This window comes from Shinella sp. 1A1 (assembly GCF_055379515.1).
Genome location: NZ_AP039672.1, coordinates 1,615,176 through 1,642,160, shown reverse-complemented (window position 1 = coordinate 1,642,160; position 26,985 = coordinate 1,615,176). Strand labels below are relative to the sequence as shown.

26 protein-coding genes are annotated in these 26,985 nt (G+C 65.6%); 10 read left to right on the top strand and 16 right to left on the bottom strand.

Annotation, left to right across the window (positions count from 1 at the left end; genetic code table 11):
- The first annotated feature begins 44 nt into the window (after positions 1-44).
- The 3 genes from ACZ48C_RS24385 to ACZ48C_RS24375 all read left to right on the top strand — a co-directional run bounded on the left by ACZ48C_RS24385 (position 45) and on the right by ACZ48C_RS24375 (position 2,695).
- Positions 45-1,202 (top strand): PA0069 family radical SAM protein, encoded by a 1,158-nt coding sequence (locus ACZ48C_RS24385; protein WP_464783266.1) that lies wholly within the window; start codon positions 45-47, stop codon positions 1,200-1,202.
- Positions 1,203-1,505: 303 nt separating this feature from the next.
- Positions 1,506-2,156 (top strand): ribonuclease HII, encoded by a 651-nt coding sequence (locus ACZ48C_RS24380; protein ID WP_119254945.1) that lies wholly within the window; start codon positions 1,506-1,508, stop codon positions 2,154-2,156.
- Positions 2,157-2,263: 107 nt separating this feature from the next.
- The gene (locus tag ACZ48C_RS24375) at positions 2,264-2,695 is read left to right on the top strand and encodes a nuclear transport factor 2 family protein (RefSeq protein ID WP_464783265.1); all 432 of its coding nucleotides are present in this window, start codon (positions 2,264-2,266) and stop codon (positions 2,693-2,695) included.
- A 95-nt stretch (positions 2,696-2,790) separates the two neighbouring features.
- Here the strand turns inward: ACZ48C_RS24375 and ACZ48C_RS24370 are convergent, their stop codons facing one another.
- The 12 genes from ACZ48C_RS24370 to ACZ48C_RS24315 form a co-directional block, all read right to left on the bottom strand.
- A complete protein-coding gene (locus tag ACZ48C_RS24370) occupies positions 2,791-3,276 on the bottom strand; it encodes a F0F1 ATP synthase subunit B (RefSeq protein ID WP_318913547.1) in 486 nt (161 codons plus the stop codon).
- 11 nt (positions 3,277-3,287) lie between these two features.
- Positions 3,288-3,923, bottom strand: a complete 636-nt coding sequence (locus ACZ48C_RS24365) for a F0F1 ATP synthase subunit B (RefSeq protein ID WP_318913545.1) — start codon at positions 3,921-3,923, stop codon at positions 3,288-3,290.
- Between the two features lie 88 nt (positions 3,924-4,011).
- Positions 4,012-4,239: a F0F1 ATP synthase subunit C gene (locus tag ACZ48C_RS24360; protein WP_119254462.1), complete on the bottom strand. Its 228-nt coding sequence runs from the start codon at positions 4,237-4,239 to the stop codon at positions 4,012-4,014.
- A gap of 66 nt (positions 4,240-4,305) precedes the next feature.
- Complete coding sequence (locus ACZ48C_RS24355) at positions 4,306-5,058, bottom strand: F0F1 ATP synthase subunit A (protein WP_119254461.1); 753 nt, start codon at positions 5,056-5,058, stop codon at positions 4,306-4,308.
- 61 nt (positions 5,059-5,119) lie between these two features.
- A complete protein-coding gene (locus tag ACZ48C_RS24350; RefSeq protein ID WP_119254460.1) occupies positions 5,120-5,515 on the bottom strand; it encodes an AtpZ/AtpI family protein in 396 nt (131 codons plus the stop codon).
- A 277-nt stretch (positions 5,516-5,792) separates the two neighbouring features.
- Positions 5,793-6,983 carry a cell wall hydrolase gene (locus ACZ48C_RS24345; RefSeq protein ID WP_464783264.1) on the bottom strand — a complete coding sequence of 397 codons (1,191 nt, stop codon included), beginning with the start codon at positions 6,981-6,983 and terminating at the stop codon, positions 5,793-5,795.
- 235 nt (positions 6,984-7,218) lie between these two features.
- Positions 7,219-9,120, bottom strand: coding sequence for a potassium transporter Kup (locus tag ACZ48C_RS24340; RefSeq protein WP_119254459.1), 1,902 nt, complete (start codon positions 9,118-9,120; stop codon positions 7,219-7,221).
- Between the two features lie 15 nt (positions 9,121-9,135).
- Entirely contained in the window at positions 9,136-10,119 is a 984-nt protein-coding gene (locus ACZ48C_RS24335) for a magnesium transporter CorA family protein (RefSeq protein ID WP_318913402.1), read from the bottom strand.
- A gap of 138 nt (positions 10,120-10,257) precedes the next feature.
- Positions 10,258-11,439: an iron-sulfur cluster carrier protein ApbC gene (gene apbC / locus ACZ48C_RS24330; RefSeq protein ID WP_318913400.1), complete on the bottom strand. Its 1,182-nt coding sequence runs from the start codon at positions 11,437-11,439 to the stop codon at positions 10,258-10,260.
- A 123-nt stretch (positions 11,440-11,562) separates the two neighbouring features.
- Positions 11,563-12,306, bottom strand: coding sequence for a helix-turn-helix transcriptional regulator (locus tag ACZ48C_RS24325; protein ID WP_318913398.1), 744 nt, complete (start codon positions 12,304-12,306; stop codon positions 11,563-11,565).
- A gap of 84 nt (positions 12,307-12,390) precedes the next feature.
- Positions 12,391-13,128: a helix-turn-helix transcriptional regulator gene (locus ACZ48C_RS24320; RefSeq protein ID WP_318913397.1), complete on the bottom strand. Its 738-nt coding sequence runs from the start codon at positions 13,126-13,128 to the stop codon at positions 12,391-12,393.
- Between the two features lie 268 nt (positions 13,129-13,396).
- Positions 13,397-14,185: an IclR family transcriptional regulator gene (locus tag ACZ48C_RS24315; RefSeq protein ID WP_318913396.1), complete on the bottom strand. Its 789-nt coding sequence runs from the start codon at positions 14,183-14,185 to the stop codon at positions 13,397-13,399.
- A 102-nt stretch (positions 14,186-14,287) separates the two neighbouring features.
- Here ACZ48C_RS24315 and ACZ48C_RS24310 point away from each other — a divergent pair, with 102 nt between their 5' ends.
- From ACZ48C_RS24310 to ACZ48C_RS24290, 5 genes are all read left to right on the top strand, one after another.
- On the top strand, positions 14,288-15,049 hold the full coding sequence (locus tag ACZ48C_RS24310) for an SDR family NAD(P)-dependent oxidoreductase (protein WP_464783263.1): 762 nt from the start codon (positions 14,288-14,290) through the stop codon (positions 15,047-15,049).
- The gene (locus ACZ48C_RS24305; protein WP_464783262.1) at positions 15,049-15,990 is read left to right on the top strand and encodes a 2-dehydro-3-deoxygalactonokinase; all 942 of its coding nucleotides are present in this window, start codon (positions 15,049-15,051) and stop codon (positions 15,988-15,990) included. The genes ACZ48C_RS24310 and ACZ48C_RS24305 overlap by 1 nt, the downstream gene beginning before the upstream one ends.
- Positions 15,991-16,005: 15 nt before the next feature.
- Positions 16,006-16,644, top strand: coding sequence for a 2-dehydro-3-deoxy-6-phosphogalactonate aldolase (locus ACZ48C_RS24300; protein WP_464783261.1), 639 nt, complete (start codon positions 16,006-16,008; stop codon positions 16,642-16,644).
- Complete coding sequence (locus tag ACZ48C_RS24295; RefSeq protein WP_464783260.1) at positions 16,641-17,525, top strand: SMP-30/gluconolactonase/LRE family protein; 885 nt, start codon at positions 16,641-16,643, stop codon at positions 17,523-17,525. Before ACZ48C_RS24300 ends, ACZ48C_RS24295 begins: the two co-directional genes overlap by 4 nt.
- A 215-nt stretch (positions 17,526-17,740) precedes the next feature.
- Positions 17,741-18,442, top strand: a complete 702-nt coding sequence (locus ACZ48C_RS24290) for a PRC-barrel domain-containing protein (RefSeq protein ID WP_424549532.1) — start codon at positions 17,741-17,743, stop codon at positions 18,440-18,442.
- Positions 18,443-18,564: 122 nt separating this feature from the next.
- Here ACZ48C_RS24290 and ACZ48C_RS24285 read toward each other — a convergent pair whose 3' ends face one another.
- The 4 genes from ACZ48C_RS24285 to ACZ48C_RS24270 all read right to left on the bottom strand — a co-directional run bounded on the left by ACZ48C_RS24285 (position 18,565) and on the right by ACZ48C_RS24270 (position 24,539).
- Positions 18,565-20,613, bottom strand: coding sequence for an oxidoreductase (locus ACZ48C_RS24285; protein ID WP_464783259.1), 2,049 nt, complete (start codon positions 20,611-20,613; stop codon positions 18,565-18,567).
- Positions 20,614-20,830: 217 nt separating this feature from the next.
- On the bottom strand, positions 20,831-21,166 hold the full coding sequence (locus ACZ48C_RS24280) for a PilZ domain-containing protein (protein ID WP_245424697.1): 336 nt from the start codon (positions 21,164-21,166) through the stop codon (positions 20,831-20,833).
- A 127-nt stretch (positions 21,167-21,293) separates the two neighbouring features.
- On the bottom strand, positions 21,294-22,649 hold the full coding sequence (locus tag ACZ48C_RS24275) for a putative bifunctional diguanylate cyclase/phosphodiesterase (protein WP_119254447.1): 1,356 nt from the start codon (positions 22,647-22,649) through the stop codon (positions 21,294-21,296).
- Between the two features lie 192 nt (positions 22,650-22,841).
- A complete protein-coding gene (locus tag ACZ48C_RS24270; RefSeq protein WP_464783258.1) occupies positions 22,842-24,539 on the bottom strand; it encodes a response regulator in 1,698 nt (565 codons plus the stop codon).
- A gap of 298 nt (positions 24,540-24,837) precedes the next feature.
- On the opposite strand from ACZ48C_RS24270, the gene mutL reads away from it, so the two are divergent.
- Both mutL and ACZ48C_RS24260 read left to right on the top strand, forming a co-directional pair.
- Positions 24,838-26,643 (top strand): DNA mismatch repair endonuclease MutL, encoded by a 1,806-nt coding sequence (gene mutL, locus ACZ48C_RS24265; protein WP_464783257.1) that lies wholly within the window; start codon positions 24,838-24,840, stop codon positions 26,641-26,643.
- Positions 26,644-26,710: 67 nt separating this feature from the next.
- Entirely contained in the window at positions 26,711-26,950 is a 240-nt protein-coding gene (locus ACZ48C_RS24260) for a DUF2093 domain-containing protein (RefSeq protein WP_119254444.1), read from the top strand.
- The last annotated feature ends 35 nt before the right edge of the window (positions 26,951-26,985 follow it).

The following is a 26,985-nucleotide window of genomic DNA, read 5'->3' as shown; positions in this document are numbered from 1 at the left end:
ATAGTCATTGAATCGGGGCGAGACGGCCCCGCCCGGAGACAGCCATGAACGATCTTGTGAGCCTCAGGCAGGGCGCATTGGCGCCCGGCCACACGAAGGACGTTGCCGATGCGCTGATGGCGCAGACGGGCATGCGGGTCGACGGCGACCGGCGGCGCGGCCGCGCCGCAGGCCTCAATTTCACCGGCCGCTTCGAGCCGGTGACGCGCGAGACATTCGACGACGGCTGGCAGACGCTGGAGGAGCTTCCACCCTTCCGCACGGAAGTGCAGGTCGAGAAGCCCCGCACCATCATCACCCGCAACGAATCGCCGGACATTCCCTTCGACCGCTCGATCAATCCCTACCGCGGCTGCGAGCATGGCTGCATCTACTGCTTCGCCCGGCCGACCCATGCCTTCATGGGCCTCTCCGCCGGCCTCGACTTCGAGGCGAAGCTCTTTGCCAAGCCCGATGCGCCGAAGCTTTTGGAGCGCGAGCTTTCCAGGCCCGGCTACAAGCCGCGCGTCATCGCCATCGGCACCAATACGGACCCCTACCAGCCGATCGAGAAGGAGTGGCGCATCATGCGGCAGATCCTCGACGTGCTGGACAAGGCGAACCATCCGGTCTCCATCGTCACCAAGTCGGCGCTGGTCATGCGCGACATCGACATCCTCTCGCGCATGGCGGCGCGCGGGCTCGCCTGGGTCGGCATGTCCGTCACCACGCTCGACCGCAAGCTCGCCCGCACCATGGAGCCGCGCGCCGCGACCCCGCCGCGCCGGCTGGAGGCGATCCGCGCGCTGTCGGAAGCCGGCATCCCGACGGCGATCATGATGGCGCCGATCATCCCCGGCCTCAACGACCACGAGATCGAGCGGGTGCTCGATTCGGGCAAGGCGGCGGGCGCGCTGGAAGCGAGCTACGTGCTGCTCCGCCTGCCGCTGGAGGTAAGCCCGCTCTTCCGCGACTGGCTGCTGCGCAACTACCCGGACCGCTACCGCCATGTCATGTCGCTGGTGCGTTCCATGCGCGGCGGCAAGGATTACGACGCCGAGTTCGGCAAGCGCATGAAGGGCGCCGGCCCCTATGCCTGGCAGATCGCCCGCCGCTTCGAAATGACCGCCAAGCGGCTGGATCTGACCCGCACCCGCCGCAACCTCGCCATCGACCAGTTCATCCCGCCCTCGGGCAGCGGCGTGCAACTTTCGCTGCTGTAAATCCGCGTCGCAGGCGAGGGATGTGTCGCCACACATCTCTCTCTGGCAAGCCTATCGCCATGGGATTGGACCTCGCCATTCTTCCTTTTCCCCTCGGGGAGAAGGCGGCCCGAAGAACCGGATGAGGGGGCCATACAGCTAACGGCGTCAATTTGAATATGTCCTCCGGCCCGGTAGCGGGCCGGCCTCGGCAGAACCGCTTTCCGGCCCGCGCCATCCCCTGGGCGCCCCGGAAGCTCCTCCGGCGCGCCGCATCCGCCGGAGGACTTGCAGGGAATCGGACGGATGTGCATGGTCTCCGCCATGGCCAAGAGCATATCCTCCGATTCCCGCCTCCTTTTCGACATGCCCGAAGGGCCCGATTTCTCGATGGAGATCGCGGCCCGCAAGCGCGGCCTGTGGCCGGTCGCCGGCACGGACGAAGCCGGACGCGGCCCGCTCGCCGGCCCCGTCGTCGCCGCCGCCGTGGTGCTCGACCCGGACAATATCCCGCCCGGCCTCCACGATTCCAAGCAGCTGAGCGCGGCAAAGCGTGAGTTACTTTTCGCGCTCATCATGCAGAGCGCCTTCGTCTCTGTCGCGTCCAGCTCTTCGCGCCGTATCGACGTCATCGATATCCGCAAGGCCAGCCTCGACGCCATGCGCCGGGCGGTCGCCGGCCTCGAAGTCACGCCGAAGCTGGTCCTGACGGACGGCCGCGACGTGCCGCCGGGGCTCGCCTGCGAAGGCCGCGCCGTCGTCAAGGGCGATGCGCTCTCCGTCTCCATCGCCGCAGCCTCCATCGTCGCCAAGGTCATGCGCGACCGCATGATGGCCCGTGCCGAAGCCACCTTCCCAGGCTATGGCTTCGCCATCCACGCCGGCTACGCCACGGAAGTCCACCGCAAGGCCATCGCCTCCATAGGGCCGTGCCGCCTCCACCGCATGAGCTTCCGGCCGCTCAAGCAGGACTGACGCGCCTAGTCATACGGGGTCTGTGGACCTCTCCGCTGGTCGCCCCCTCCCTTCGCGCGTCTTTCTCGATTAGGCTCTACCTGAAACGGGCGATCTGGAGCCGCGCTATGGAGAAGGCTGTAAGGCGACTATTCGAGCGGTACGAACGCTTTTTCAACCGCTCTCTGCGCGGCAAGTCAGACATGAGCGAACTCGCATCGCTTTATGCTTCCGAGTTCATAGGCGCCGCTCCCGCCGGGGTAAGAGCCGGGAAGAACGACGATCAATTCAGGCGAGGCATGGCGCAGGGCCATGACCGCTACCGTGCGATCGGGACGAAGGAAATGCGGATACGCGATATCCGCCTGTCCCCGATCGATGAGCATCATTGCATGGCCCATGTCGCCTGGGCCGCCACCTATGCGCGGACAGATCGGCCGGACGTCGCCATAGATTTTGACGTTCACTATCTGGTTCAGGTGCTGGACGGAGAGCCGAAGATTTTCGGCTGGATATCGGGTGACGAACAGGCGCTTTTGAAGAAGCATGGCATAGCCTGACCTTCAGCGGCGGTCGGCTATAATCGGCGAAGCAGCCGCCAATACAAAAAGGCCGCCCGGGGGCGGCCTTTCTAAATCGTTCTGCGAAAGGCACCTCAGTTGAGGCGGGCCTTCACTTCCTTGACGGCGTTGTCGAAAAGCGTCTTGCCGGTGGTCGCATCCGCCTTGGCGGTGATGACCTTCTCGGCAGCGGCGACGGCGAGGTCGACGGCGGCAGCGCGCACGGCGTTGATCGCGTCGGCTTCCGCCTGCTTGATCTTCTGCTCCGAGAGCGCCGTGCGGCGGGCGACGTATTCTTCCGTCTTCTGCTTGGCTTCGGCGGTCAGCGCGCTTGCCTCGCGTTCAGCGGCGGCGACGATGCTGGCGGCTTCCGCCTCGGCATCCTTGCGCTTGCGCTGGTACTCGGCGAGCAGGTGCTGGGCTTCCTCGCGAAGACGCTTGGCTTCCGCCAGCTCGTTCTGGATCTTCTCGGCGCGGGCGTCGAGACCCTTGGCCATCATGCCCGGAACCTTGAGATAGGCGATGAGGGCCAGGAACAGCAGGAGGCCGACAAAGGCGTAGAATGTTGCGTCGAATTCCATCGAAACCTCCCTTACTCGCCTGCGACCGTCTTCACGGCGGAAGCGATCTCGGCCTTGGTGGCCTTGGCGCCGATCAGCTGTTCGACGACGGCGGCCGTGGTTTCCTCGGCGATGGAGCCGACATCGGCAAGCGCCTTGGCCTTGATTTCGGCGATGCGGTTCTCGGCACCGGCGATCTTGTCCTGCAGCGAGGCTTCGATCTTGGCGCGCTCGGCATCGGCCTTGGCCTTGGCTTCGTCGCGGGCGGTCGAGGCGATGGCGTTGCCCTTGGCACGGGCGCTCGCGAGGTCCTGCTCATAGGACGCGATCGCGGCATCCGCTTCCGCCTTCAGGCGCGCGGCTTCGTCGAGATCCTGCGCGATGCGGTCGTGACGCGTCTCGAGGATGCCGCCGATGCGCGGAATGACGACCTTCGACATGAGAAGGTAGAAAAGACCGAAGGTGATCGCCAGCCACAGGAGCTGCGATGCGAATGTGGTCTGGTCGAAAGGCGGGAAGACGCCGGTGGCGTGCTCTTCACCATGTGCGACACCCGTTTCGGTGTGCACTTCGCCTGCCGGCTGGGCCTCATGCGTGGTAACGGCAGGAGTCTCGGCCTGGGCGATTTCGAAAGGGGTGGACTCGGCCGACGCCGGGGTCACGGACATGCTCACCTCCAGGGGGCACTCTCAATCATGTACTCAAGCGTACGGTGGACCATGGCCCAAGGGGCCATGGTCCGATCCTCTGCCGATATCAGACGGCGAAGAGGAGGAGGAGAGCGATGAGCAGCGAGAAGATGCCCAGAGCTTCCGTAACGGCGAAGCCGAATACGAGACGGCCGAACTGGCTGTCAGCAGCAGACGGGTTGCGCAGAGCGCCGGAGAGGTAGTTGCCGAAGATGTTGCCGAGGCCGAGAGCCGTGCCGGCAAGACCGAACGTGGCAAGACCTGCGCCGATGAACTTTGCTGCTTCCGCTTCCATGTTGAACTCCTTGAATGGGTTGTTGCGGCTTATGAGCGACGCCCGAGGGCGCCGACGACTGTTTCCTTAGTGACCACCCGGATGCACGGCATCGTTGAGGTACATGCATGTCAGAACTGCGAAGACATAGGCCTGCAGGAACGACACGAGGAATTCGAGACCGGTCAGGGCGACGGTCATGAGAAGGGGCAGGACGGCGCCTGCGACACCCACGGCGCCGAGCGCGCTCAGCGAGGTGACGAAGCCGGCGAAGACCTTCAGCGTGATGTGACCCGCCAGCATGTTGGCGAAGAGACGGATCGAGAGGCTGATCGGGCGCGAGAGGAACGAGATGACCTCGATCGAGACGACCAGCGGAAGAAGTGCGCCGGGCACGCCGGAGGGCACGAAGAGCTTGAGGAAGCCGAAGCCGTGCTTGTAGAAACCGTAGACGATGACTGTGCCGATGACGAGGATCGCCAGGGCGAAGGTGACGATGATCTGGCTGGTGACCGTGAAGAAATAGGGCATCATGCCGATGAGGTTCGCCGTCAGCACGAACATGAAGAGCGAGAAGACGAATGGGAAGAACTTCATCCCGTGGCTGCCCGCCCCTTCCCTCAGCATCGAGGCGATGAACTCGTAGGACATTTCCGAGACCGACTGCATGCGGCTCGGCACGAGGCCGCGCTGGCCCGTGGTGAAGTAGAGGAAGCCCGCGGCGACCGCGACGGTGGCGACCATGAACAGCGAGGAATTGGTGAACGAGAAATCGATGCCGCCGATTTCGATCGGAACAATCTTGTTGACCAGGAACTGATGGGTCGGATCGTTGGACACCGCTTATCTCTCTCGCTTGCCCGCCTTGCGGCGGAAGTCACCCACTATAGGGACCACGCCGTCAGGCGCCGTCCTTCGTCTCGGTTTCGTCCCGCCTGCCGCCGGCCTTGCCGGGCTCTCGCCCCGCCAGCCTGTCGACCGGGTGGGGCGATGCCACCATGCCAGCCGCGCGCATCACGTTCAGAACGCCGGCACCGAAGCCAAGGAGCAGGAAAACGATCATCCCCCAAGGCCCTGTACCCGCAAAATGGTCCAAAAGATAGCCCAGAAGCGCCCCGACGATGACGGCCGCGACGAACTCGCTCGAGAGCTTCATGGCGACCGCGTAGCCCGTACGGCTCTCGGCTGCCCTCGCCTCGGCGGCTGCATCCGCCCCGTCTGTCTTGCGCCGCTCCGCGAGTTCCGCGTCGAGGCGTTTCAGCCGGTCTTCCAGACTTTCCTTTTGCTGATCGGTCATGGCGCCCTCCTCGTCTTTCTCCGCCGGTGCATTCGCCCCATTGCGGACATATTAAAGGCTAGGCTGCAAGCCATATCCGACCCCTTTTGAAGTCGGGCGCAACATAGTTTTAGGTGCCGGTATAGTCAAGGCATGGCGAAGCTTTGCGCAACACCAAAAATATCGAACAATATCAGTTAATTAACAGGATTCACGCGGAGGCCGCGACTCTCCGCCCCGGGAATCGCGCGCGGTGTGGCACGGACTCACCACACCCGCCGGACGATCGGCAGGCCCCTCAGCTCCAGCCGCCGCCATAGGTGCGGTAGAAGATGTGCTTGCCGATCTTGGCCACACGCTTCATCGTCCGCCCCCAGGGCGGGTTCACATAGGTCGCATGGTAGTGGGTAGCCGAGCCGACGTCGTCGAGCCAGATCTTGCCGGCGGTGACGGCCATGGCGACTTCCTTCGCCGTCTTCCAGTTCCAGGGCGACAGGATCAGGTCGGGGATGCGGTCGCAAGCGAAGGAGAACTGGCAGCGGCCGCGCCAGTTTTCGTTCTGGTAGACGACGCCGCAGATGGTTTTCGGATAGGCGGGATTGCGCACGCGGTTGAGGATGACCTGCGCGACGGCGGCCTGGCCCTTCACCTCCTCGCCGCGCGCCTCGAAATAGATGCCTTCGGCAAGGCATTTCTGCTCCTTGGCGCTGAAGACCTCCGCCGGCAGGGCCGTTGCGGCCCAGGCGTGATCGTCGGGGGAGATGTCGGGAATGAAGCGGCCGAGTTCCGTCTTGGGCTTCAGGATCGAATCGAAAGGCGATTCCCGGGCATAGTCCGGCCCGACGGGGGCATAGGCGGTAGCAAGCACGTCGGCCTTGTCGTTGGTGACGAGGCTGGCGAGCATGGGCGAGACGCCCGTATCCTTGTGCGCGGCCTTCTTCTTGTAGAAGGCGGTGGCGATGGCGATCTCCTTGCCCTTGATCTGGGGCTTGGCGAAAGCCATGCGCTCCTCGGCGTCGAAGACCGGCGAGAGCAGCGAGCTGGTGCGCTCCAGGATCGAGCCGGCGGCAAAGCCCTTCGGCGGCAGGACGGGCAGGACGGCGATGATGCGGCCCTTCTTGTCCCGGCGGTTGACGCGTTCCTCGTCGGGAGTTCCGCCCTTGCCCTTGTCTTCGCTGAGCACCGCCGCCTTGACGCCGCCCGGCAGGTCCACCCCGGCCCCGCTCTCGATGCCGCCGGTGGTCATGGCGTCGGCGAAGTCGATCTCGATCTCGTGCACGGAGCCGGCGGGCGAACGCGTCAGCACCATGGTCTGATTGCCGCCCTTGCGGTTGAGGCCGGCAAGATAGGTGGCAAGGTCGGTCCTTGCCGATTCGGTGGGAACGATGGCGGCAAGGCCGAGCCCGAGCGCCAGAGGGACTTTCCATTCCCGCTTCAGATACGCGAAGAAGCGGCCTGCCTTGGCATGACGAATGCTACGCTTACGCAACTGTCTACTCCGCACGCATGTGCAGGCCCCCGCGCCGACGGCTCGCCGGCGTGTTCTCCTGCCCGGAACTGTTCGATAGGAGCCTGCCGCGCCGAGGCACGGGCCCAAAGCGGCTCGTTGTCAGGGTAAAATGAAGCATTAACCTTGATGGTTGGTTAATGCTGATGAACCGCATCGGGGAGGCAGGCACCTCCCCTTCACGTTTTCGTCAGACCACGTGATGCTGCGGGTGCACCTAGATGACGACGTGCGATCCCAGTTCCACGACACGGTTGGTCGGCAGGCGGAAGTAGTCGGAGGGATCGGTGGCGAGGTTGGCGAGCCCGATGAACAGGCGATCCTGCCACATGGGCATGCCGGACTGCGCATCGGGCACCAGCTTGCGGCGGCCGAGATAGAAGGAGGTCGACATGATGTCGAACTTGTGCCCGGCCTTGCGCATCAGCCCGAGCGCCTGCGAGACGTTCTGCGTCTCCATGAAGCCGAAGCGCATTTCGATGCGCGAGAAACGGTCGGAGATGCGCTCCACCGAGAAGCGCTCGGCCGGCACGACGCGCGGCGTGTTGGCGGTCTTGACCGTCAGGATGAAGTTCTGCTCGTGCAGGACGTGGTTGTGCTTGATGTTGTGCAGCAGCGCGGCGGGTGCGAAATCGGGATCGCTCGTAAGGAAGATCGCCGTGCCGGCGACCTGCACCGGCGCATGGGCGCTCTGCTTTTCGACGGACTTGATGAAGGCCGGCAGCGGCACCTCGATGCGGCGGGTCTTGTCGCGCAGAATGCGCGTGCCGCGCGTCCAGGTCCACATCAAGAGGACCACGGCGGCAGCGATGGTGACGGGCACGTAACCGCCGTCATGCACCTTGAGAAGGTTCGCGCCGAGGAAGGTGAGTTCCAGGAGAAGGAGCGGCGTCAGCGCGCCGATGGCGGCAAGCGGCTTCCAGCGCCAGCGGGCACGCAGGAACTCGAAGGCCATGACGGTCGTCACCACCATCGCGCCGGTGACGGAGATGCCATAGGCCGTCGCCAGCTTCTCGGACGAGCCGAAGATGAAGACGAGCAGCATGACGCCGAAGAGCAGCACCGTGTTGACACCCGGCAGATAGATCTGGCCGGTCTGGGTTTCGGACGTGTGGAAGATCTCCATGCGCGGCAGGAAGCCGAGATGGATCGCCTGGCGGGTCAGCGAGAAGGCGCCGGTGATGACCGCCTGGCTGGCGATGATGGTGGCAGCCGTCGCAAGGATGACGATCGGCAGCAGCGCCCAGTTGGGAAACATCAGGAAGAACGGATTCTCGAAGGCCTCGGGATGGGCGAGGATCAGCGCGCCCTGACCGAGATAGTTCAGCGTCAGCGCCGGGAAGACGAGGCAGAACCAGGCCCACTGGATCGGCCGGCGGCCGAAATGGCCGAGATCGGCGTAGAGCGCCTCGGCCCCGGTGACCGTCAGGAAGACGGCGCCGAGAACGACCAGGCCGACATAGCCCTCGTTGATCATGAAGACCACGGCGTAATACGGATTGAAGGCGGCGAGGATGCCCAGGTCGTCGCTGATATGGCGGATGCCGCCAAGGCCCATGACGATGAACCAGATGGCGGTGATCGGACCGAAGAACTTCGACACGGCGGCCGTGCCGAGCGACTGCACGGCAAAGAGCATGACGAGGATGACGACCGAGATGGGCACGACATAGTCCCCGAGCGTCGGCGTCACCAGCTTCAGGCCCTCGACGGCGGACAGCACCGAAAGGGCCGGCGTGATCATGGCATCGCCAATGAACAGCGCGGCGCCCACCGCCCCCATGAAGAACAGCACCGTGGCGCGCCGGCCGGCGGTCTTCATCAGGAGGGCGAGCAGCGAAAGCGTTCCGCCCTCGCCGTGGTTGTCGGCCCGCAGCAGGAAGAGCACGTATTTGAGCGTGACGATGATCGTCAGCGTCCAGATGATCAGCGAGATGAGGCCGATCACCTCGGCGCGCGTGATGCCGTCCTGCGCGACGGGGCGCAGCGCTTCTCGGAAGGCATAGAGGGGGCTCGTGCCGATGTCGCCATAGACGACGCCGATGGAGCCGAGGGAAAGGAGAAACAGCGTGCGCGCCCTGCTCTGGGCCTGCGGTGCGCTACCGGGATGATGTTGCATGGGGCGATCGGGCTCTTAGAGCCAGCCTTTCCAGCGGAAAAAGAAGAACGGGAGGATTGCCGAAAGGACCATCGCGACCAGCGTCAGCGGATAGGCGGAGGCAAGATGCAGTTCGGGCATGAAGTCGAAGTTCATGCCGTAGGTCGAAGCGATCAGGGTTGGCGGCAGCAGCACGACGGAGGCGATCGAGAAGATCTTGATGATGGCGTTCTGCTCGAGATTGATGAGGCCGAGCGAGGCATCGAGCAGGAAGGTGATGTTGCCCGCCACGAAACTTGCATGCTCGGAAAGCGACTGCACGTCCCGCGTGATCGTGCGGCACAGTTCGAGGCTCTCGCGATCCGACTGCAGGGCCGGCAGCGCGTGCAGGAAGGTCAGCACGCGCGACAGCGACATCAGGCTGTCGCGCGTCTTGGCAACGAGACGGTGCAAGGCCGAGACCTGCACCACGCGGTCTTCCAGATAGCGCGGCGGGCGGCGGTTAAGGTGCCGCTGGTCGCCGAACACCTCGATGGACAGCCTGTCGGCGCGCGAGACGGCGATTTCGAGGATTTCCGCGGTGCGGTCGACGACGGTTTCCAATAGGCGCGTGACCATCACGGTCGGCGAGGAACAGCCGCCGGGAATGCGGTGCATGCCGCTCTTGAAGAGCGCGAAGGAGCGCGGTTCGGCATAGCGCACCGTCAGCAGCCTGCCGGCCGTCAGGATGAACGCGACGTCGGTCAGCTGCGGCAGGTCGCTCTCCGCCTTCACCATCAGCGAGGCGGTCATGTAGGCGGCGTTGCCGTCTGTGTAGAGGCGGCTCGAGGGCTCGATGTCCTTGAGTTCGTCGCGGGTCGGCACCTCGATGGAAAGAACGCGCTCGATCAGCGCTTCCTCCTCGCGGGTCGGCTCGACCATATCGACCCAGACGGCGCCGGCAAGGGCTTCGGCGGCCGCAGAATCTGTTTCTGCCGGCAGAGAGCGTGCCTCGCCGTTGGAACGGAAAACCGTGATCACCGGCGAATGGCTCCGGAACGGACCATCGCTCACACTCCTGGTTGGACGCCGCCGTTCAGCGGCCGGCCGCGCATATTGCTCGGCGCCGCACAAAAATCAAGCTTTCGCCACGAACGCGCCGAAAGCGTAAAGGTTCACCTATTCGAAGACGATGGAAGGCGCGCCGCGGGTGCCCTTGTCCTTCAGCGCCTCCAGTTCCTGCCAGACGCGGGTCGCGATCTCGCGGTAGATTTTCGCGGCCGCCCCATCCGGGTTGGAGACGACGACGGGCGTGCCGGCATCGGAGGTTTCGCGGATGTCCATGGTCAACGGTACCTCGCCGAGGAACGGCACGCCGATGCGCTCGGCCTCCTTGCGCGCGCCGCCGTGGCCGAAGATATCATAGCGGTTTCCGGTGTCGGGAGCGATGAAATAGCTCATGTTCTCGACGATGCCGAGCACCGGCACCTCGACCTTGCTGAACATATTGAGGCCCTTGCGCGCGTCGATGAGGGCGAGATCCTGCGGGGTGGAAACGATGACGGCGCCGGCGAGCGGCACCTGCTGGGCCATGGTGAGCTGGGCGTCGCCCGTGCCGGGTGGCATGTCGACGACGAGCACGTCGAGCTCGCCCCAGGCGACCTCGCGCAGCATCTGCATCAGCGCCGACTGGATCATCGGCCCGCGCCAGATCATCGCCACCTCCTCGTCGACGAGGAAGCCCATGGACATGACCTTGATGCCGTAATTCTCCATGGGCTTGATGATGCGGCCCTCGATCTGCTGCGGGCGGCCCGAGATTTTCAGGAGCCGCGGCATGGAGGGGCCGTAGATGTCGGCATCGAGGATGCCGACGCGAAGGCCGTTGGCCTTCAGCGCCAGCGCGAGGTTGACCGAAGTGGTCGACTTGCCGACGCCGCCCTTGCCGGACGCGACGGCGATGATGGCCCCGACGCCGGGAATGCCGGCCTTCGCGCGCTGCGGCGGCTGGCCGGGCGCGGCATGGCTATGGCCGGCATGGCCGTGGGCCGCGCCGCCGCCGGGCGGCGGGGGGGCCGGCGCGCGGGCGGCGGCCGGGCCGGAGGCGGCGCGCTTGTCCGCCGTCAGCGCCACCATGGCGGCCTTGATGCCGGGGATTTCCTTGACGACGCGCTCGGCGGCGGCGCGCATCGGATCGAGCTCGCGGGCGCGGTCGGCCGGGACGGTGATGGAGAAATAGGCCTTCCCATCGGAGATGAACACGTCCGAGACGAGGCCGAGATCGACGATATTGCCGTCCATGTCCGGGCCGCGCACCGTGCGCAGCCGTTCCAGCACCTGTTCCTTGCTTACATCCGTCATGAAACCCTCGATGAATACCCTCGCGGCACGGCCGCTGCCTTCATTCCGTAGATAGTGCACGCGAAGGCCGCCGCCAAACGAATTTGCCGGCGACGGGCATTTGCGGCTTTGCGGCAGGTTGCCTCAGGCGATCAGCCCGCGACGGATGGCCTTGACCACGGCCTGGGTACGGTTGACCGCCTCCAGCTTGCGCGTGACCTGGTTGAGGTAGTGGTTCACCGTGTGCTCGGAGAGGCCGAGAATCTCGGCGATCTCCAGGCTCGTCTTGCCCGCCGCCGTCCAGCTCAGGCACTGGATCTCGCGATCGGTCAGCATGACCTGACCCGACTTCCAGGCCGAGCCGATCTCGGCCAGCCGGTTGAAGAGATGCACGGAGATCATCTGCAGCATCAGCCGGTCGTCGCGGCCGAGCGTCGCGCTCTCGCCGCCCCAGACCACCGCGCCGCGATTGCCGAGCGCGTCATGCACCGGGAAGAAATGGCCGACCAGCATGCCGTGGCCGGTCATCATATCGAGCAATTCGCTGAAATCGGCCTGTTCGGAGGATTCGCCGATCCATTCGCGCATGTCGTAGGAAAAGGGAACGGTGGTCAGCCGCAGCTTACGGATGCCGGCGCTCTGGCGGACCATGCGCATGGCGTCGTACTTGGCAAGGACCTCCTGCGGCCAGTTGCTGACGATGGAATAGGCCGAGAGCTTTTCCGCCTCGAAACCCGGCAGCGTGAAGACGATGAAATACCTGAGGCCGTATTCCTCGCACTTGCGGCGCATGTAGCGCACGATGTCGAACTGCGTCTCGAGAGCTGCGATCTCGGCGCCTTCGTCCTGCACCTGCTTCTCACCGTTTCTGGTCTCGTCATCCGTCATGGTGCCCCGCAAAGAATAGTCCTCCCCTTGGGCAGTTGGAACGGGACCGAACGCTTTCCAGAAAGTCACAAGGTTTTTTATGCATCAGTTCAAAAGCCCGGCGCGGATCGCCTTGGCGACCGCCTGAACCCGGTTGACCGCGTCGAGCTTGCGCGTCGCGCGGTTCAGGTAATGATTGACAGTATACTCCGACAGACCAAGGATTTCCGACATTTCCACGCTGGTCTTGCCGGCGGATGCCCAGGACAGGCATTCGATCTCCCGGCGCGACAACGACACGCTCGGGCCGTGGCCGGAGCGACGCTCGACGACTTCCGTGAAGATCTGGTTCGCCAGCGCGTTGAGTTCGGCCATCTCGCGCGGCTGCAGCGCCTCGCGCGTGCCGCCGAAGGCGAGCGCCCCGCGCAGGCCCGCCGAATTGTGCGCCGGGAAATAGGCCCCGCGCGACAGACCGTGCCGCTCGAAGAGGTCTGCGGCGATCGCGGCCTTGCCGTCGATCCGCCGGCGGTTGGTGCCGTCCGCGTCATAGACGAAGGGATTGGTGCTCTGGCGCAGGCGCTCGACGACCGGGCTGCCGAAAATCAGGCCCGCATGGTCATAGGTTTTCAGCATCTCGTCCGGCCAGGAGGTCAGGAGAACGCTGGAGGAGAAATCCGTGGAGGTTTCAGAGGGGACGGTGATCAGGAGATAGCCGCGGAACCCGAAGTGCCGGGCAATGCCCTCCAGCCTTTCGGCGACGTCCTCCTCCGCGGCCAGGGCCGACAGGCTCGTACCCCATCGGTTCTGGAACTGTGCAGATGTCGTGTGGAAGCGATCCGCCATATCCCTTTTTCCTTCAGCAACGCATGCGCCCGCACGGCAGAGCAGCTCTATCCGCACAATGCACCTGCTTGCCTCAGGAACCCCCGTATCCCAATGCAAGTATGTTCGAGAACCGCGCCTCAAGTCCGCGGCAGGCGACGCGGCTCAACAAGCCGGTCACCTGGAAAGCTAATGGCGACCCCAATCCACGTCCAGCGCGATTTTCTAATTTACCGTAAAATCGGGAAGTAAAACAACTTTGCCACAGGGCGCATGCCCTATAATCCACTTATCGTTGCGGACCGAGCCTTGCGGCGAGTTCTTCCATGATCGCCCGTGCCGCTTTTCGCACCGACGGCGCCCACGCTTCAAGCTGCTCCGGCCCGACCCTGTAGGCAGGCCCGGTGACGGAAACGCCGGCCACCAGCCCGCGCCCGCTGTCGACGACCGGAGCGGCGACGCAGCGGATTCCCGGCTCGTGCTCCTCCCGGTCGAAGGCGATGCCGCCCTCGCGGATCCGCGAAAGCTCGGCCAGCAGCGCGGCGCGGCCCGTGATGGTCTGCGGCGTGAAGCTGTGGAAATCCATGCCGTCCAGGATCGCATCGAGCGCGGCGGCGTCGAGCATCGAAAGCGCGGCCTTACCGACGCCGGTGCAATAGGCAGGCGACGCATTGCCGATCTGGGAATTCATGCGGACGGCCTGCCGGCTTTCGACCTTGTCGAGATAGATGATCTCGCGCCCGCGCAGCACGCCAAGATGCACCGTCTCGCCCGTCTCCCCGTGCAGCGCCTCGAGGAAGGGCGCGGCGACGGCGCGGAACTCGTTGCGCGCCCAGGAGGCCGAGGCGAGCTTCAGCAGCCGAAGGCCCGGCACATAGGCATGGTCGGGCCGCAGTTCCAGCAGCCCTTCCTGCACCAGATGGGAAAGCTGGCGATGCAGCGTACCGCGCGGCTGGCCGCTGACGGCGAGCACGTCGGTAAAGCGCATGGGCCTTTCGGAAAGCGCCACCGTCTCCAGCACGGTGACCGCCTTGCCAAGCGTGCCGGTTCCGCTTTCCTCGTCTCGCTCGGTCGTCATCGTCGCAGCCCTTTTCCATCTCTTGACAGGCCGGCATGGTAGCGGAATAATTCCGAATAATCAAACTCAGTTCCAAATAATGGAACATTTCGGGAGAAAGCGATGGCTGGCCGCTATCCGGACCTCGCAGGACAGGGCGTGCTCGTCACCGGTGGCGGCTCGGGCATCGGTGCGGCGCTGGTCGCCGGCTTTGCCGCCGAGGGTGCCCGTGTCGCCTTCCTCGACATCGCCGAAGCGGAAAGCCGATCGCTCGTCTCCACTCTCGAAGGCAAGGCGGAGCATCTGCCGCATTATATAAGGACGGACCTGCGCGACATCGACGCCCTGCGCGCGGCGGTCGCCGAGGCCGCGTCGGTGCTCGGCGACATCCGCGTGCTCGTCAACAATGCGGCGCGCGACGACCGGCACGCGCTGGAAACCGTCGAGCCCGACTACTGGGACGAGAACCAGGCGGTGAACCTGCGCCACCACTTCTTCGCCGCGCAGGCCGTCGCGCCGCACATGCGCGCGGTTGGCGGCGGGTCGATCGTCAACTTCTCCTCCATCGCTTTCCTGCTCAACATGGGCGAGCTGCCGGCCTATGCGACCGCCAAGGCGGGCATTATCGGCCTTACCAAGTCGCTCGCCGGGCGGCTCGGCCCGGACAATATCCGCGTCAACGCCATCCTGCCCGGCATGGTGCTGACCGAGCGGCAGAAGCGCCTGTGGATCGACGAGGCGGCGATTGCCGGCGGCATCGACCGCCAGTGCCTGAAGCGCTCGCTCATCGCCGCCGACATGGTCGGCCCCTGCCTCTTCCTGGCGTCGGACGCCTCCGCCGCCATCACCGCCCAAACGCTCATCGTCGACGGAGGCATGCTCTGATGACCGAACCCACCCCGCAACGCACCGCCGAGCCTGCCTATGCGGCGGTGGACTGGGGAACCTCCAGCTTCCGCCTCTGGCTGATCGGCCGGGACGGCGGCGTTCTTGCCGAACGCCGCAGCGGCGAAGGCATGACGACAGCCGCCCGCACCGGTTTTGCCGAGGTGTTGGCAAGCCACCTTGCCGCGATCTCCGCGCCGGCGGGCCTGCCGGTCCTCATCTGCGGCATGGCCGGCGCCAAACAGGGCTGGATCGAGGCCGGTTATCTCGACACGCCCGCCGCGCTCGCCGACATTCCGGCCGCCGCCGTGCGCATTCCCGGCATCGACGCGGATATCCGCATCCTGCCCGGCCTTGCGCAGCGCGATGCCATGGCGCCCGACGTGATGCGCGGCGAGGAAACGCAGCTTCTCGGCGCCGCCGGCGAACTCGGCGATGGCGACCATCTCGTCTGCATGCCCGGCACGCACAGCAAATGGGTCCGCCTTTCCGGCGGCAGGGTCGAGGGCTTTTCCACCTTCATGACGGGCGAACTCTTCGACGCCATCGCGAAGAACACCATCCTCAGCCATGCCATTGCCGAGGCGGGCGCGATCTCCGGCGACAATGCCGCCTTCCGCACCGCCGTCGCCCGCATGGTGGAAAAGCCCGCGCTCGCCACGAGCCAGCTCTTCTCCGTGCGCGCCGGCTCGCTGATCGCCGGGCTTTCGCCCGAGGATGCCAAGGCGCGGCTTTCCGGCACCTTGATCGGGCTGGAGATCGCGGGCGCGCTTTCGCTCGTCGCCGAGGGAACGCCCGTCGCGCTCGTCGTTTCCGGCGGGCTCGGCGCGCTCTACAGGGAGGCGCTCGCCGCCGCCGGTCTTTCCCCTTCCCTCATCGATGCCGATGCCGCCGTGCGCAACGGCCTTGCCGCGGGCGCCAGGGCGCTCTGGTCCCTTTAAAGAAAGCTGGAAACAATGAGCCGTATTCCCTTCCCCCCCATGAAGCACCCGCTGATCGCCATCCTGCGCGGCCTCAAGCCGAGCGAGACCGAGGATGTCGTCGGCGCGCTGATCGAGACCGGCTTCACCGCCATCGAGATCCCGCTGAACTCGCCGGAACCGTTCAGGTCGATCGAGATCGCCGTGAAGATGGCGCCGGAAGGCTGCCTGATCGGCGCCGGCACCGTGCTGACCGTCGCCGACGTCAACCGCCTCGCCGATGTCGGCGGGCGCCTGATGGTCAGCCCGAATGTCGAGCCGGAGGTGATCTCCACCGCCGCCGCCAAGGGCATGGTGACGATGCCCGGCGTCTTCACCCCCACCGAGGCGCTCGCCGCCGCCCGGGCCGGCGCGACGGGCCTGAAATTCTTCCCCGCCAGCGTGCTCGGCCCGGCCGGCATCAACGCGATCCGCGCCATCCTGCCGACGGACCTCGAAATCGCCGCGGTCGGCGGCGTCTCAGAGAAGAACTTCGCCGACTATGCCGCCATCGGCATCCGCAGCTTCGGCCTCGGTTCCAGCCTCTACAAGCCCGGCATGACGGGCGCCGAGGCGCGCGCCCGCGCCGTGGCCACCATCGAAGCCTATGATGCCGTCTACGGGGCGAACCGATGACCGGAACCCACGCCTTTACCGGCCGCACGCTCTGCGAAACCGCCTGCCAACTCGGCGAGGGGCCGACCTACGATCCGGGAACGGACAAGGCCTACTGGTTCGACATCCGCGGCCGGAAGCTGCACGAACTCCACCTTGCGACCATGACGAAGGCCGTGCACGACCTGCCCTTCCTCGGCAGCGTGCTCGCCGTCATCGACGCGGAGCGCCAGCTCATCCTTTCCGACCAGGGGCTTTTCGTGCGCACCGTCGCGGACGGCAGGCTCGCCCCCTTTGCGAAACTGGAAGACAAGGCGGCCAACCGCTCCAACGACGGGCGGGTGCATCCCTCCGGCGCGCTCTGGGCGAGCACGATGGGCCGCAGCGCCGAAAAGCATTCCGGTGCGATCTACCATGTGGCGGGCGAGCGGGTGACGAAGCTCTTCTCCGACATCACCATCCCCAACAGCATCTGCTTTTCGCCGGACGGCGGCACCGCCTATTTCACCGACACGGACGTCAACCGGCTGATGAAGGTGGCGGTCGATCCGAAGACCGGCCTGCCGACCGGCGCGCCGGAAGTCCTCTCCAACGAGAGCGGCACACCGGGGGGCATCGACGGATCCGTCTGCGATGCAGACGGGCTGATCTGGAACGCCCGCTGGGGCGCGAATGCCGTCGATGTCTACAGGCCGGACGGCGCGAAGGTCGCGCGCTACGACGTGCCCGCCGCGCAGGCGAGCTGCACCGCCTTCATCGGCGGCAAGGCCGACCGGCTTCTCGTCACCTCCGCCTGGCAGGATCTCGACGATGCGGCCCGCGCGGCCGATCCCGAGGCCGGCAAGACCTTCGAACTCGGCATTGAGGTCAAGGGACGCTTCGAGCCGACATTCGCGCTGTAGAAGCGTTGCCGCATTTCCCATGCAAAATCGGCAGGCGGTCCGCCCCGTTCGACGGGTTCGGGCCGCTTCTTTTGCATGGCTGCAATCAAGAAGAAGGCAATTTTCATCGGAACCAAAGCCGGGGGTCGTCGTTCCTTGTCCATCAGCCGGTGCGGACGGGCATTTCGAAACCGCCGCCGCGCCTTGATGCCAACGAGACGAAAGGCAGGTTCAAAATGACCAAGAAACTTCTTACCTCCGTTGCCGCTGGTGCACTCTTCCTGGGCGCGGCTCTGGCTCCGGCGGCTTATGCACAGGACACGAATCAGCCCGCAGCAGGCCAGCCCCAGACGATGGAGCAGCAGCCGGCCGCAGGCGCTGAGGGCACGACCCCGGGCGACACCGCAGCCACGCCGGGCACGACGCCGAGCGAAGACACGGCCCAGACCCCGGCAACCGGCACGGACAGCACGGATACGGCCCAGACGCCCGCAACCCCGAGCAAGGATACCGCCCAGGCTCCGGCAGCAGGTGGCGACTATCTGACGGCCCAGTCGGACGAACAGATCAGCGCCAACACCTATATCGGTCAGGCGGTCTATAACAGCGCCGATGAAAACATCGGCAAGATCTCCGACCTTATCATGGAAAAGAGCGGCGGTATCGACGCTGCCATCATCGGTGTCGGCGGCTTCCTGGGCATTGGCGAAAAGTGGGTTGCAGTGCCGTTCGAGAAGATCTCGATCACGCAGGTTCCTGACTCCGATGACGTCAAGCTGACGACCACGGAAACGGCTGAAAGCCTGCAGGCTGCGCCGGAATTCAAGACCAAGGCGCAGCAGGTGGCGGAACGTCAGGCCAATACCCCGGTCGACAGCTCGACGACCTCGTCGACGACCACGGGCACCGCGCCCGCCACGACCCAGCCGGCCGAATAAACCGGCGGGCTTCCCTGACCTCCAGCCCGGTGGCACGCCCTGCGCCACCGGGTTTTTCTTATGAAGCGCTCCCCACCGCAGTTCCGGACGCAAAACCGCTGCGCACTTTGGCCGGAATTGCTCTAAAACAGCACGCAGTAGCGCATGGCATCGTAGATGCCGGCATGGATGTTGCGACTGTGGACGGCATCGCCGATCCGGAAGAGATCGAAGGTGCCCTCGGGATTGCGGGAGCGGATCGGATTCTCCTGTCGGATGAGCGCCTTGTAGTCGACCGCGCCGAGATTGCGCGACAAGGGCTTCAGCTCGAAATAGAGATCGGCCATCGGCATGGTACCGTGCTCGACCACGACCTGCGCGACACGGCGCTCGGCCGAGGCGTCGGTCGAGAAATCCGAGCCGAGCGTCGCCACCAGGGCGTTGCCGTCGCGGCGCACGGCCTTGAGGCGCGTGTTGATCGTCACGCGGACGTTGCGTTCCGCGAAGGCCTTGGCATAGGGCACGTGGTTCATGCCGCCGATCTCGGGCGCGAAGAAGCGCTCCGGCGAAACGACCTCCAGTTCCACGCCGGCCTTCGCGATCAGCTCCGCCGCCGTCATGCCGGTATGCGCGCCGTTGTCGTCATAGAGCAGGACCGGGCCTTCCGGCTTTACTGCGCCGGCGATGATGTCCCAGCTCGACACGACGAGGTCGTCGCCCGCTTCCAGTTCCGGGTTCTGTGCGATGCCGCCCGTCGCGATCACCACGAGGTCGGGATCGAGGGCGAGCACGTCATCGCCGCCGGCAAAGACGTTGTAGTGGATCGGCACGCCGAGGCGTTCGAGCTCGGCAAGGCGCCAGTCGACGATGCCGATGAGCTCCCTGCGGCGCGGATTGCGGGCGGCGAGCAGGATCTGGCCGCCGGCCTCGCCGGTCGCCTCCAGCACCTCGACGGCATGGCCGCGCTCCGCCAGCACGCGCGCCGCCTCCAGCCCCGAAGGGCCGGCGCCGACCACCACCGCCTTGCGCAGGGGCCCCGGCGATTTCGAGATGACATGCGGGATGGTCGCCTCGCGGCCGGTCGCCGCATTGTGGATGCAGAGCGCGCCGCCGCCCTCGTAGATGCGGTCCAGACAGTAGGTGGCGCCGACGCAGGGGCGGATCTGCGCCTCCCTGCCCTCCTCGATCTTCCTGACGATATGCGGATCGGCGATATGGGCGCGGGTCATGCCCACCATATCGAGCTTGCCTTCGGCGATCGCGTGGCGGGCCGTCGCGACATCGGCGATGCGGGCGGCATGGAAGACCGGGAACTTCGTCGCCGCGCGCACGTCGCCGGCAAAGTCGAGATGCGGGGACGCGGCCATGCCCTGGATCGGGATGACCTTCGTCAGATGCGCGTCATGGTCGATATGGCCGCGGATGATATTGAGGAAATCCACCTTGCCTGAATCGGCGAGGCGCCGGGCGATCTCGACGCCCTCCTCGCGCGAAAGACCGATGTCCCAGTCCTCGTCCGCCGCCATGCGGATGCCGACGATGAAATCCGGCCCCACGGCCTTGCGCACGGCATCGAGCACCATGTCGGAAAAGCGCAGGCGATTGTCGAGCGAGCCGCCGAACTCGTCCTCGCGGCGATTGGTGGCGGGGGACCAGAAGCCGTCCATCAGGTGGCCGTAGGCCTCGAACTCGATGCCGTCGAGGCCGGCGGCCTGCATGCGCTGGGCCGCGGCGGCATAGTCGCCGACGATGCGCTCGATGTCCCAGTCCTCGATCTCCTTGGGGAAGGCGCGGTGGGCGGCCTCGCGGACCGGCGAGGCCGAGAGCACCGGCAGCCAGTCGCCCTTGTTCCAGCCCGTGCGCCGGCCGAGATGGGTGAGCTGGATCATCACGGCGCAGCCGTGCTCGTGACAGTCGTCGGCGATCTTCTTGAGCCACGGCACGATCTCGTCGGAATAGGCGTAGAGATTGCCGAAGGCGGGCGGGGAATCCTCCGAGACGATCGCCGAGCCCGCCGTCATGGTCAGCGCCATGCCGCCCTTGGCCTTTTCCAGGTGGTAGAGCCGGTAGCGGTCCTTGGGCATGCCGTCTTCCGAATAGGCCGGCTCGTGCGAGGTCGACATGATCCGGTTCTTCAGCGTCAGGTGCTTCAGGCGGTAGGGCTGGAGCAGCGGGTCTTTCGATAGCGTCATCTCAAAGGTCCTAGCAGGTCGGCCGTGATCGTGCGGGAGATAGTCGCAAATGGCGACATCCGGGGCGACGGCCGCGGCGGCAAATCATGGCCAGCGCGCGCCCTCCTCCTCGTTGCCTTGCAGCACCTACCGCAGCGAGGCTACACAGGGCGGATCGCCGCTGTAACGCGGAAAAAAACTTACCGACGCCATAACCTGCTTTTATGGAGACGATCCGTCAACGGCGCAGGACGGGCTGCATCTCCTCATGGAAGAAGCGGAAATAGGAGGTGATCTGCGCCAGCGCATTGGTCGACAGCTTGTACTGGATGCCGAGGCGGCCATTGGCGTACCAGCGCACCGTGCCGCTCAGCCGGCCCAGTTCCTCGCTTTCCACCGTCACGAGCTGGCCGGGCATAGCCTGGATCGGCGTTTCGATGTCGAATGCCATGCCGCTCGGCGAAAGATCGACGACGCGCGCCCGCGTCGACTGATGCATGACCTTCACCGTCGCGAAAATACGCACCTTGGAACGATCGGTCGCCCGGACGGGCATATCCTTGATGGTCGCCATCGCTGTCACCCCAGACTTGATTCTGGAGAAAACCTAGCGGAAGGCATTTGCCATCCCGATAAGAAAATGCATGCAAGTTTAAGGAACTGACTTATTCGGGGACACCTGGCCCCGAGGCCTGCCCGGATCAGGAAGCGGCGCGGCCTTCCAGGCTGACGTAGCGGTCGGCGAGGAAGCGCATGGTGGCGACGGCATCCGCCGGCTTGCCGTAGAAATAGCCCTGCCCCATGCCGCAGCCGAGCGCCTTCAGCTTCAGCGCCTCGGAAAAATCCTCGATGCCCTCGGCGACGACGGCAAGGTCCAGCCCCTCGCACATGGCGACGATGGCCTTGATGATATGCTCGGAGGCCTTGTCGTTGGAAATGCGCGAGACGAAGGCGCGGTCGATTTTCACCTTGTCGAAGGTGAAGTCGCGCAGGCGACCGAGGCTCGACTGGCCCGTGCCAAAATCGTCGAGCGAGATGCGCACGCCCGCCGCGCGCAGCTCCCCGATGATCTTCTGCGCGGTGTCAGCATCGGTCATCACCGCCGTCTCGGTGATCTCCAGCTCCAGCCGGCGCGGATCGAGCCCGACGCGGTTGAGGATGGCCAGCGTGTTGAACGCGGTCTTCGGATCCATGAGCTGGGCGGAGGAAAGGTTGAAGGAGAGGAACAGCTCCTTCGGCCAGGAAAGCGCCGCCTCCGCCGCCTTGCGCAGCAGCGTATCGGACAGCGCGTCGATGAAGCCGCGCTCCTCGGCGAGCGGCACGAAGACGGCCGGCGAGACATAGCCGAGATCGGCATCGCACCAGCGCGCCAACGCCTCGAAGCCGACGACGGTATCATCGCGCAGGCTGACGATCGGCTGGAAATGGACGTCCACCTCGTTGGCGATGATCGCATTGCGCAGCGCCTGCTCGAGCTGCGTCGCGCGCTTCATCTCCTGGGCGATTTCCTGCGAATAGACCGTGATCTGGCCGCGCCCGCGGCGCTTCGAGCGGTAAAGCGCGGTATCGGCGCTTTTCAGGAGCTCGGTGAAATCCTCACCGGCGAAGGGATAGATGGCGAAGCCGAAGGAGGCCGAAAGGCGCACGTTGCGGTCGCCGAGATCGAAGGGGGCCGACAGGACCTCGCGCAGCATCTGGCCGAGCTTTTCCGCGCCCTTGCGCTCGAAGACCAGCGGCAGTACGAAGGCGAACTCGTCGCCGCCATGGCGGGTGACGGTCGCGCCGTCGGGAATGCAGGCCTTCAGCCTGTGCGCCACCTGGCAGAGGATCTCGTCGCCGGCGCGCGGGCCGAAGAGATCGTTGATGGGCTTGAAACCGTCGAGATTGGCGATGCCGATGGCGAAAGGCGCCGGGTCCGCCTCGCGCTCACGCGCGATCTGCCGCACCTTGTCACGCAGGCGATAGAGATTGCCGAGACCCGTGAGGGGATCGGTATAGGCCATGGCATGAAGATCAGTCTGGGAAACATCCAGCGCCGCATGATCAGCAGACTTCATCAATGATTTCCCATACTTGCGCCTGACCTCCGAGGACTGCCCTACGATGGGGCATGTCCGTTAACAAATGCATAGCAAGCGATCGTCAGTCCTTCCCACAGACCTCCCCATTTCTGGGGAGTTGACCGTCCGTTTTCAACTTGAAGCATGCCTTGCTGCGGGGCGCGGGATGGCCAGTTCTCTCCGCATGCGTCAGGCGACGGATTTCTCCTGTTTGCGTGCGGCATAGCGCCGGTAGACGGCCTCGATCATTTCCGGGCTGACCGGCTTGACGATGTAATCGTCCATACCGGCATCCATGCAGTTCTGCATGTCGACGTTCAGCGCCTGCGCCGTGACCGCGACGATGGGCGTGTGGGTGCCCGTCAGCTTCTCCGCATCGCGGATCTCCTTCGCCGCGTCGATGCCGTTCATCACGGGCATGGCGATGTCCATCAGCACGAGGCGCGGCTGGTGCTTGCGCCAGAGCATGACCGCTTCCTCGCCGTTCTCGGCGATGCGGTGCGAAATGCCGAGGCCTTCGAGGATCTGCGAGAAGACGAACTGGTTGATCTGGTTGTCCTCGGCGACCAGCACCTCCACGTCGCCGACGGCGGCCGGCAGCATGGTCGTGATGTCGGTGGCGATGTACCAGTCGTCGGAAATCGGCACGGGCGTGAGGATGTCACCGAGCGGCGAGGTATCCTCGGAAAGCAGTTCGTGCTCTTCCACGAGGACGCGCATGAAATCGGAGCCGATGCCTTCGGCCGAGATCACCGTCACGGGCACGCCATAGGCATTGTTGCGGATCGCGGCATGGTCCGGCACGTCGCCGTCGACGATGACGAGATCGAGGACGATCCCCTGCTCGGCCGCGTGCAGGAGGAAGGCCTGGCATTCCCGCACCGAATGCACTGCGCAGGAATCGGCGTCCTTGGCCTTGAACTCGTCGACGAGGATTTCCTCGATGCGGGGATTACCGGTGACGACGAGCACGCGCTTTCCGGCCACTGCCGCCACGTCCTCGCGGTTCAACTGGTCGAGAAGCAGGCGGCGCTCGGCATCGCGCACCGGATCGAAGCAGTTCTGCGCGGGCACGAAGCCGCCCGGCACGCGCAGCAGCGCATCGCCCTCGTCCGTCATGGCCCGCTCGCCGGCGACGAAGGCCGAGACGTCCTCCATCACCGTGACGATGGCATGATGGCCGGGCGCGCCGATGCGGTACTTGCGCGTGATGACATAGAGATCCGAGCCGTCGGCGCGGATGATATGCTCCGCCAGCATGTAGGGCTCGCCCGTCTCCAGCACGGAACGGTCGCTCGCTTCGATGCGGTCCGCGCTCTCGGCATCGGCCAGCGCCCAGACGGTGCGGCCGAGAATACTGTCGGGATCGGTGCCGTAGACCGCGCAGAACGCCCGGTTCACCGCGATATAGGCAAGGTTGCGGTCCTTGACGACCATCGGCGAAGGCAGGGTCTCGAGGATTTCCTCGGTGAGCGCGATGCGCTCCAGATCGAGGCGCCACTGCTCTTCCTGCTTCTTCTGCTCGGAAATGTCGACGAAGGTGGTGACGTTGTAGCCGCTCGGCAGGCGGCGCTTGCGGAAATGGATCCAGCGATCGCGACCGAGCCGCTCGACGGCATCGTACTGCTCGCGCCAATGGGCGGAGATGCGGGCGGAGATCCATTCCTCGCGGTTGACCGGCTTGTGACGCTGGTCGGGCGAGATGCCGTAGCGCACGCCGCTGTCGAAGATCGCGCCGAGCACGTCGCGCAGGCGTGTTCCGGGCACCAGTGTTTCGGCGGGAATGGGGAAATAGCGCAGGACCTGCCGGCTGGCGAAGACGAGGCGGTCGTTCTTGTCATAGACGATCACCGCGGCGGCGAGGATATCGCACGCGGCTTCGAACATTCCCGACCGGATGTGCGCGTCTGACGGCGCTACATCATTCATTCTGGCAGTCCTCGCCTGTTGGCATTCCCGAAAACATGCTGATCGGTGCTCACGCACCTTGGGACATTGGGGAATGCCAGCGGCCAGCGACGCTGCAATCGTCCACCGGAGAACCCGGCCGGCTTGTGCTCATACAAGCGCAACGGCACGTTCGCAGCATTTTATTAAAGCCTGATTAAACCGGCCGGCGCCCAAGAGGCGGGATAAGCCGCCACACCCACTGGCGGGCGGCCTGCGAATCCGCGAAAATGGCGCCATGACCATCAGGCAGCTTTCCGAAACCCTCATCAACCAGATCGCGGCCGGCGAAGTGATCGAACGGCCGGCGAGCGCCGCCAAGGAGCTGATCGAGAACGCGCTGGACGCCGGCGCCACCCGCATCGAGATCGCCACGGCCGGCGGCGGCAAGACGCTGCTGCGCGTCACCGACAACGGCGGCGGCATGGCGCCCGCCGACCTGGAGATGGCGATCCGCCGGCACTGCACCTCCAAGCTCGACACCGACCTTCTCGACATCCGCACGCTCGGCTTTCGCGGCGAGGCGCTGCCCTCCATCGGCTCGGTCGCGAAACTGTCGCTGCTCAGCCGCACGGCGGAGGCCGGCGAAGGGGCCGAGATCAGCGTGACGGGCGGCAAGGTGGTGCCGGTACGCCCGGCGGCGGCCAATCGCGGCACCGTCGTCGAGGTGCGCGACCTCTTCTTCGCCACGCCCGCCCGCCTCAAGTTCCTGAAGAGCGAGAAGGCGGAGGCCTCGGCCATCTCCGACGTCGTGCGCCGCATGGCGATCGCCTTTCCGCATGTGCGCTTCGTGCTCTCCGGCTCCGACCGCACGACGCTGGAATTCCCCGCGACCGGCACGGACCGGCTTGCCCGCATCGCGCAGGTGCTCGGCCGCGATTTCCGCGACAATGCCATCGAGATCGATGCGGAGCGCGAGGGTGTGCGGCTCACCGGCTTTGCCGGCGTGCCGACCTTCAACCGCGGCAACAGCCTCAACCAGTTCGCCTTCGTCAACGGAAGGCCGGTGCAGGACAAGCTGATCTGGTCGGCGTTGCGCGCGGCCTATGCCGAGACCATCCCGCACGGGCGCTATCCCGTCGCGGTGCTTGCCATCGACATCGATCCGGCGCTGGTCGACGTCAACGTGCATCCGGCAAAGTCGGACGTGCGCTTCCGCGATCCCGGCCTCGTGCGCGGCCTCATCATCGGCGCGATCCGCGAGGCGCTCGCGCGCGAGGGCGACCGCGCCTCGACGACCGGCGCAAGCGGCCTGATGCGCGCCTTCCGGCCGGAAGCAGCGCGGCCCGCTGCCGCATGGACGCCTTCCGCGTCGCCCTACCGGCCTTTCGAGGGCGCCATGGCCTCGCCGACGGCTTTCCGCGGGCAGCAGGCGGGCTTTGCGGAATTCGCGGCGCCCTCGGCGCGCGGCGAGCCCGCCTTCACGCCCTCCCCCTCCATCCGCGAGGAGGAACCGCCGCAGCGCCATCCGCTCGGCGCGGCACGAGCGCAGCTGCACGAGAACTACATCGTCGCGCAGACCGAGGACGGCCTCGTCATCGTCGACCAGCATGCCGCGCATGAACGGCTCGTCTTCGAGGCGATGCGCGAGGCGCTGCATGCCCGGCCAGTGCCGGCGCAGGCCCTCCTCATTCCCGAAATCGTCGACCTGCCGGAAGACGACTGCGACCGGCTCGTCTCCCATGCCGAGGAATTCGCAAGGCTTGGCCTTGGCATCGAGCGCTTCGGCCCCGGCGCGGTCGCGGTACGCGAAACGCCGGCCATGCTCGGCGAGATGGATGCGGCCGGCCTCATCCGCCAGCTTGCCGACGAGCTTGCCGAATGGGACACGGCGAGCGGCCTCAAGGCCAGGCTCGAATATCTCGCCGCGACCATGGCCTGCCACGGCTCCGTCCGCTCGGGCCGGCGCATGCGGCCGGAGGAAATGAACGCGCTCTTGCGCCAGATGGAGGCGACGCCCGGCTCCGGCCAGTGCAACCACGGACGGCCGACCTATATCGAGCTGAAGCTTTCCGACATCGAGCGGCTGTTCGGCCGGAGCTGAAAAAGCTGGAAATTTGACGGCCGGCGCGATATTGCATCGGCATCGGATGATACGGATATTGAAATCGATGATGAACCGTTTGGAAGGCCGCGGCGGCAGCCGTGAAGCGAAGATCCGTTATCTCGACGGCGATTTCCAGATCCTGATGCCGGGCTCGCACGTCACCTGCGCGATGACCGGCGAGGCCGTGCCGGTCGACGAGCTCCGCTACTGGAGCGTCGCCCGGCAGGAAGCCTATGTGAGCTGCGCGGCCTCGCTCGACGCGGAGAAGCGCGCCGGCGTGCTGCCCAACCAGAAGAGGCAGTAGGCAGTAGGCAGTAGGCAGTAGGCAGTAGGCAGTAG

Bases quoted from the DNA above. Each gene is read 5' to 3' on its own strand.
- ACZ48C_RS24385 (WP_464783266.1), top strand. From the start codon at position 45: ATGAACGATCTTGTGAGCCTCAGGCAGGGCGCATTGGCGCCCGGCCAC.
- ACZ48C_RS24380 (WP_119254945.1), top strand. From the start codon at position 1,506: ATGGCCAAGAGCATATCCTCCGATTCCCGCCTCCTTTTCGACATGCCC.
- ACZ48C_RS24375 (WP_464783265.1), top strand. From the start codon at position 2,264: ATGGAGAAGGCTGTAAGGCGACTATTCGAGCGGTACGAACGCTTTTTC.
- ACZ48C_RS24370 (WP_318913547.1), bottom strand. From the start codon at position 3,276: ATGGAATTCGACGCAACATTCTACGCCTTTGTCGGCCTCCTGCTGTTC.
- ACZ48C_RS24365 (WP_318913545.1), bottom strand. From the start codon at position 3,923: ATGTCCGTGACCCCGGCGTCGGCCGAGTCCACCCCTTTCGAAATCGCC.
- ACZ48C_RS24360 (WP_119254462.1), bottom strand. From the start codon at position 4,239: ATGGAAGCGGAAGCAGCAAAGTTCATCGGCGCAGGTCTTGCCACGTTC.
- ACZ48C_RS24350 (WP_119254460.1), bottom strand. From the start codon at position 5,515: ATGACCGATCAGCAAAAGGAAAGTCTGGAAGACCGGCTGAAACGCCTC.
- ACZ48C_RS24340 (WP_119254459.1), bottom strand. From the start codon at position 9,120: ATGCAACATCATCCCGGTAGCGCACCGCAGGCCCAGAGCAGGGCGCGC.
- apbC (WP_318913400.1), bottom strand. From the start codon at position 11,439: ATGACGGATGTAAGCAAGGAACAGGTGCTGGAACGGCTGCGCACGGTG.
- ACZ48C_RS24325 (WP_318913398.1), bottom strand. From the start codon at position 12,306: ATGACGGATGACGAGACCAGAAACGGTGAGAAGCAGGTGCAGGACGAA.
- ACZ48C_RS24320 (WP_318913397.1), bottom strand. From the start codon at position 13,128: ATGGCGGATCGCTTCCACACGACATCTGCACAGTTCCAGAACCGATGG.
- ACZ48C_RS24315 (WP_318913396.1), bottom strand. From the start codon at position 14,185: ATGACGACCGAGCGAGACGAGGAAAGCGGAACCGGCACGCTTGGCAAG.
- ACZ48C_RS24310 (WP_464783263.1), top strand. From the start codon at position 14,288: ATGGCTGGCCGCTATCCGGACCTCGCAGGACAGGGCGTGCTCGTCACC.
- ACZ48C_RS24305 (WP_464783262.1), top strand. From the start codon at position 15,049: ATGACCGAACCCACCCCGCAACGCACCGCCGAGCCTGCCTATGCGGCG.
- ACZ48C_RS24300 (WP_464783261.1), top strand. From the start codon at position 16,006: ATGAGCCGTATTCCCTTCCCCCCCATGAAGCACCCGCTGATCGCCATC.
- ACZ48C_RS24295 (WP_464783260.1), top strand. From the start codon at position 16,641: ATGACCGGAACCCACGCCTTTACCGGCCGCACGCTCTGCGAAACCGCC.
- ACZ48C_RS24290 (WP_424549532.1), top strand. From the start codon at position 17,741: ATGACCAAGAAACTTCTTACCTCCGTTGCCGCTGGTGCACTCTTCCTG.
- ACZ48C_RS24285 (WP_464783259.1), bottom strand. From the start codon at position 20,613: ATGACGCTATCGAAAGACCCGCTGCTCCAGCCCTACCGCCTGAAGCAC.
- ACZ48C_RS24280 (WP_245424697.1), bottom strand. From the start codon at position 21,166: ATGGCGACCATCAAGGATATGCCCGTCCGGGCGACCGATCGTTCCAAG.
- ACZ48C_RS24275 (WP_119254447.1), bottom strand. From the start codon at position 22,649: ATGAAGTCTGCTGATCATGCGGCGCTGGATGTTTCCCAGACTGATCTT.
- ACZ48C_RS24270 (WP_464783258.1), bottom strand. From the start codon at position 24,539: ATGTTCGAAGCCGCGTGCGATATCCTCGCCGCCGCGGTGATCGTCTAT.
- mutL (WP_464783257.1), top strand. From the start codon at position 24,838: ATGACCATCAGGCAGCTTTCCGAAACCCTCATCAACCAGATCGCGGCC.
- ACZ48C_RS24260 (WP_119254444.1), top strand. From the start codon at position 26,711: ATGATGAACCGTTTGGAAGGCCGCGGCGGCAGCCGTGAAGCGAAGATC.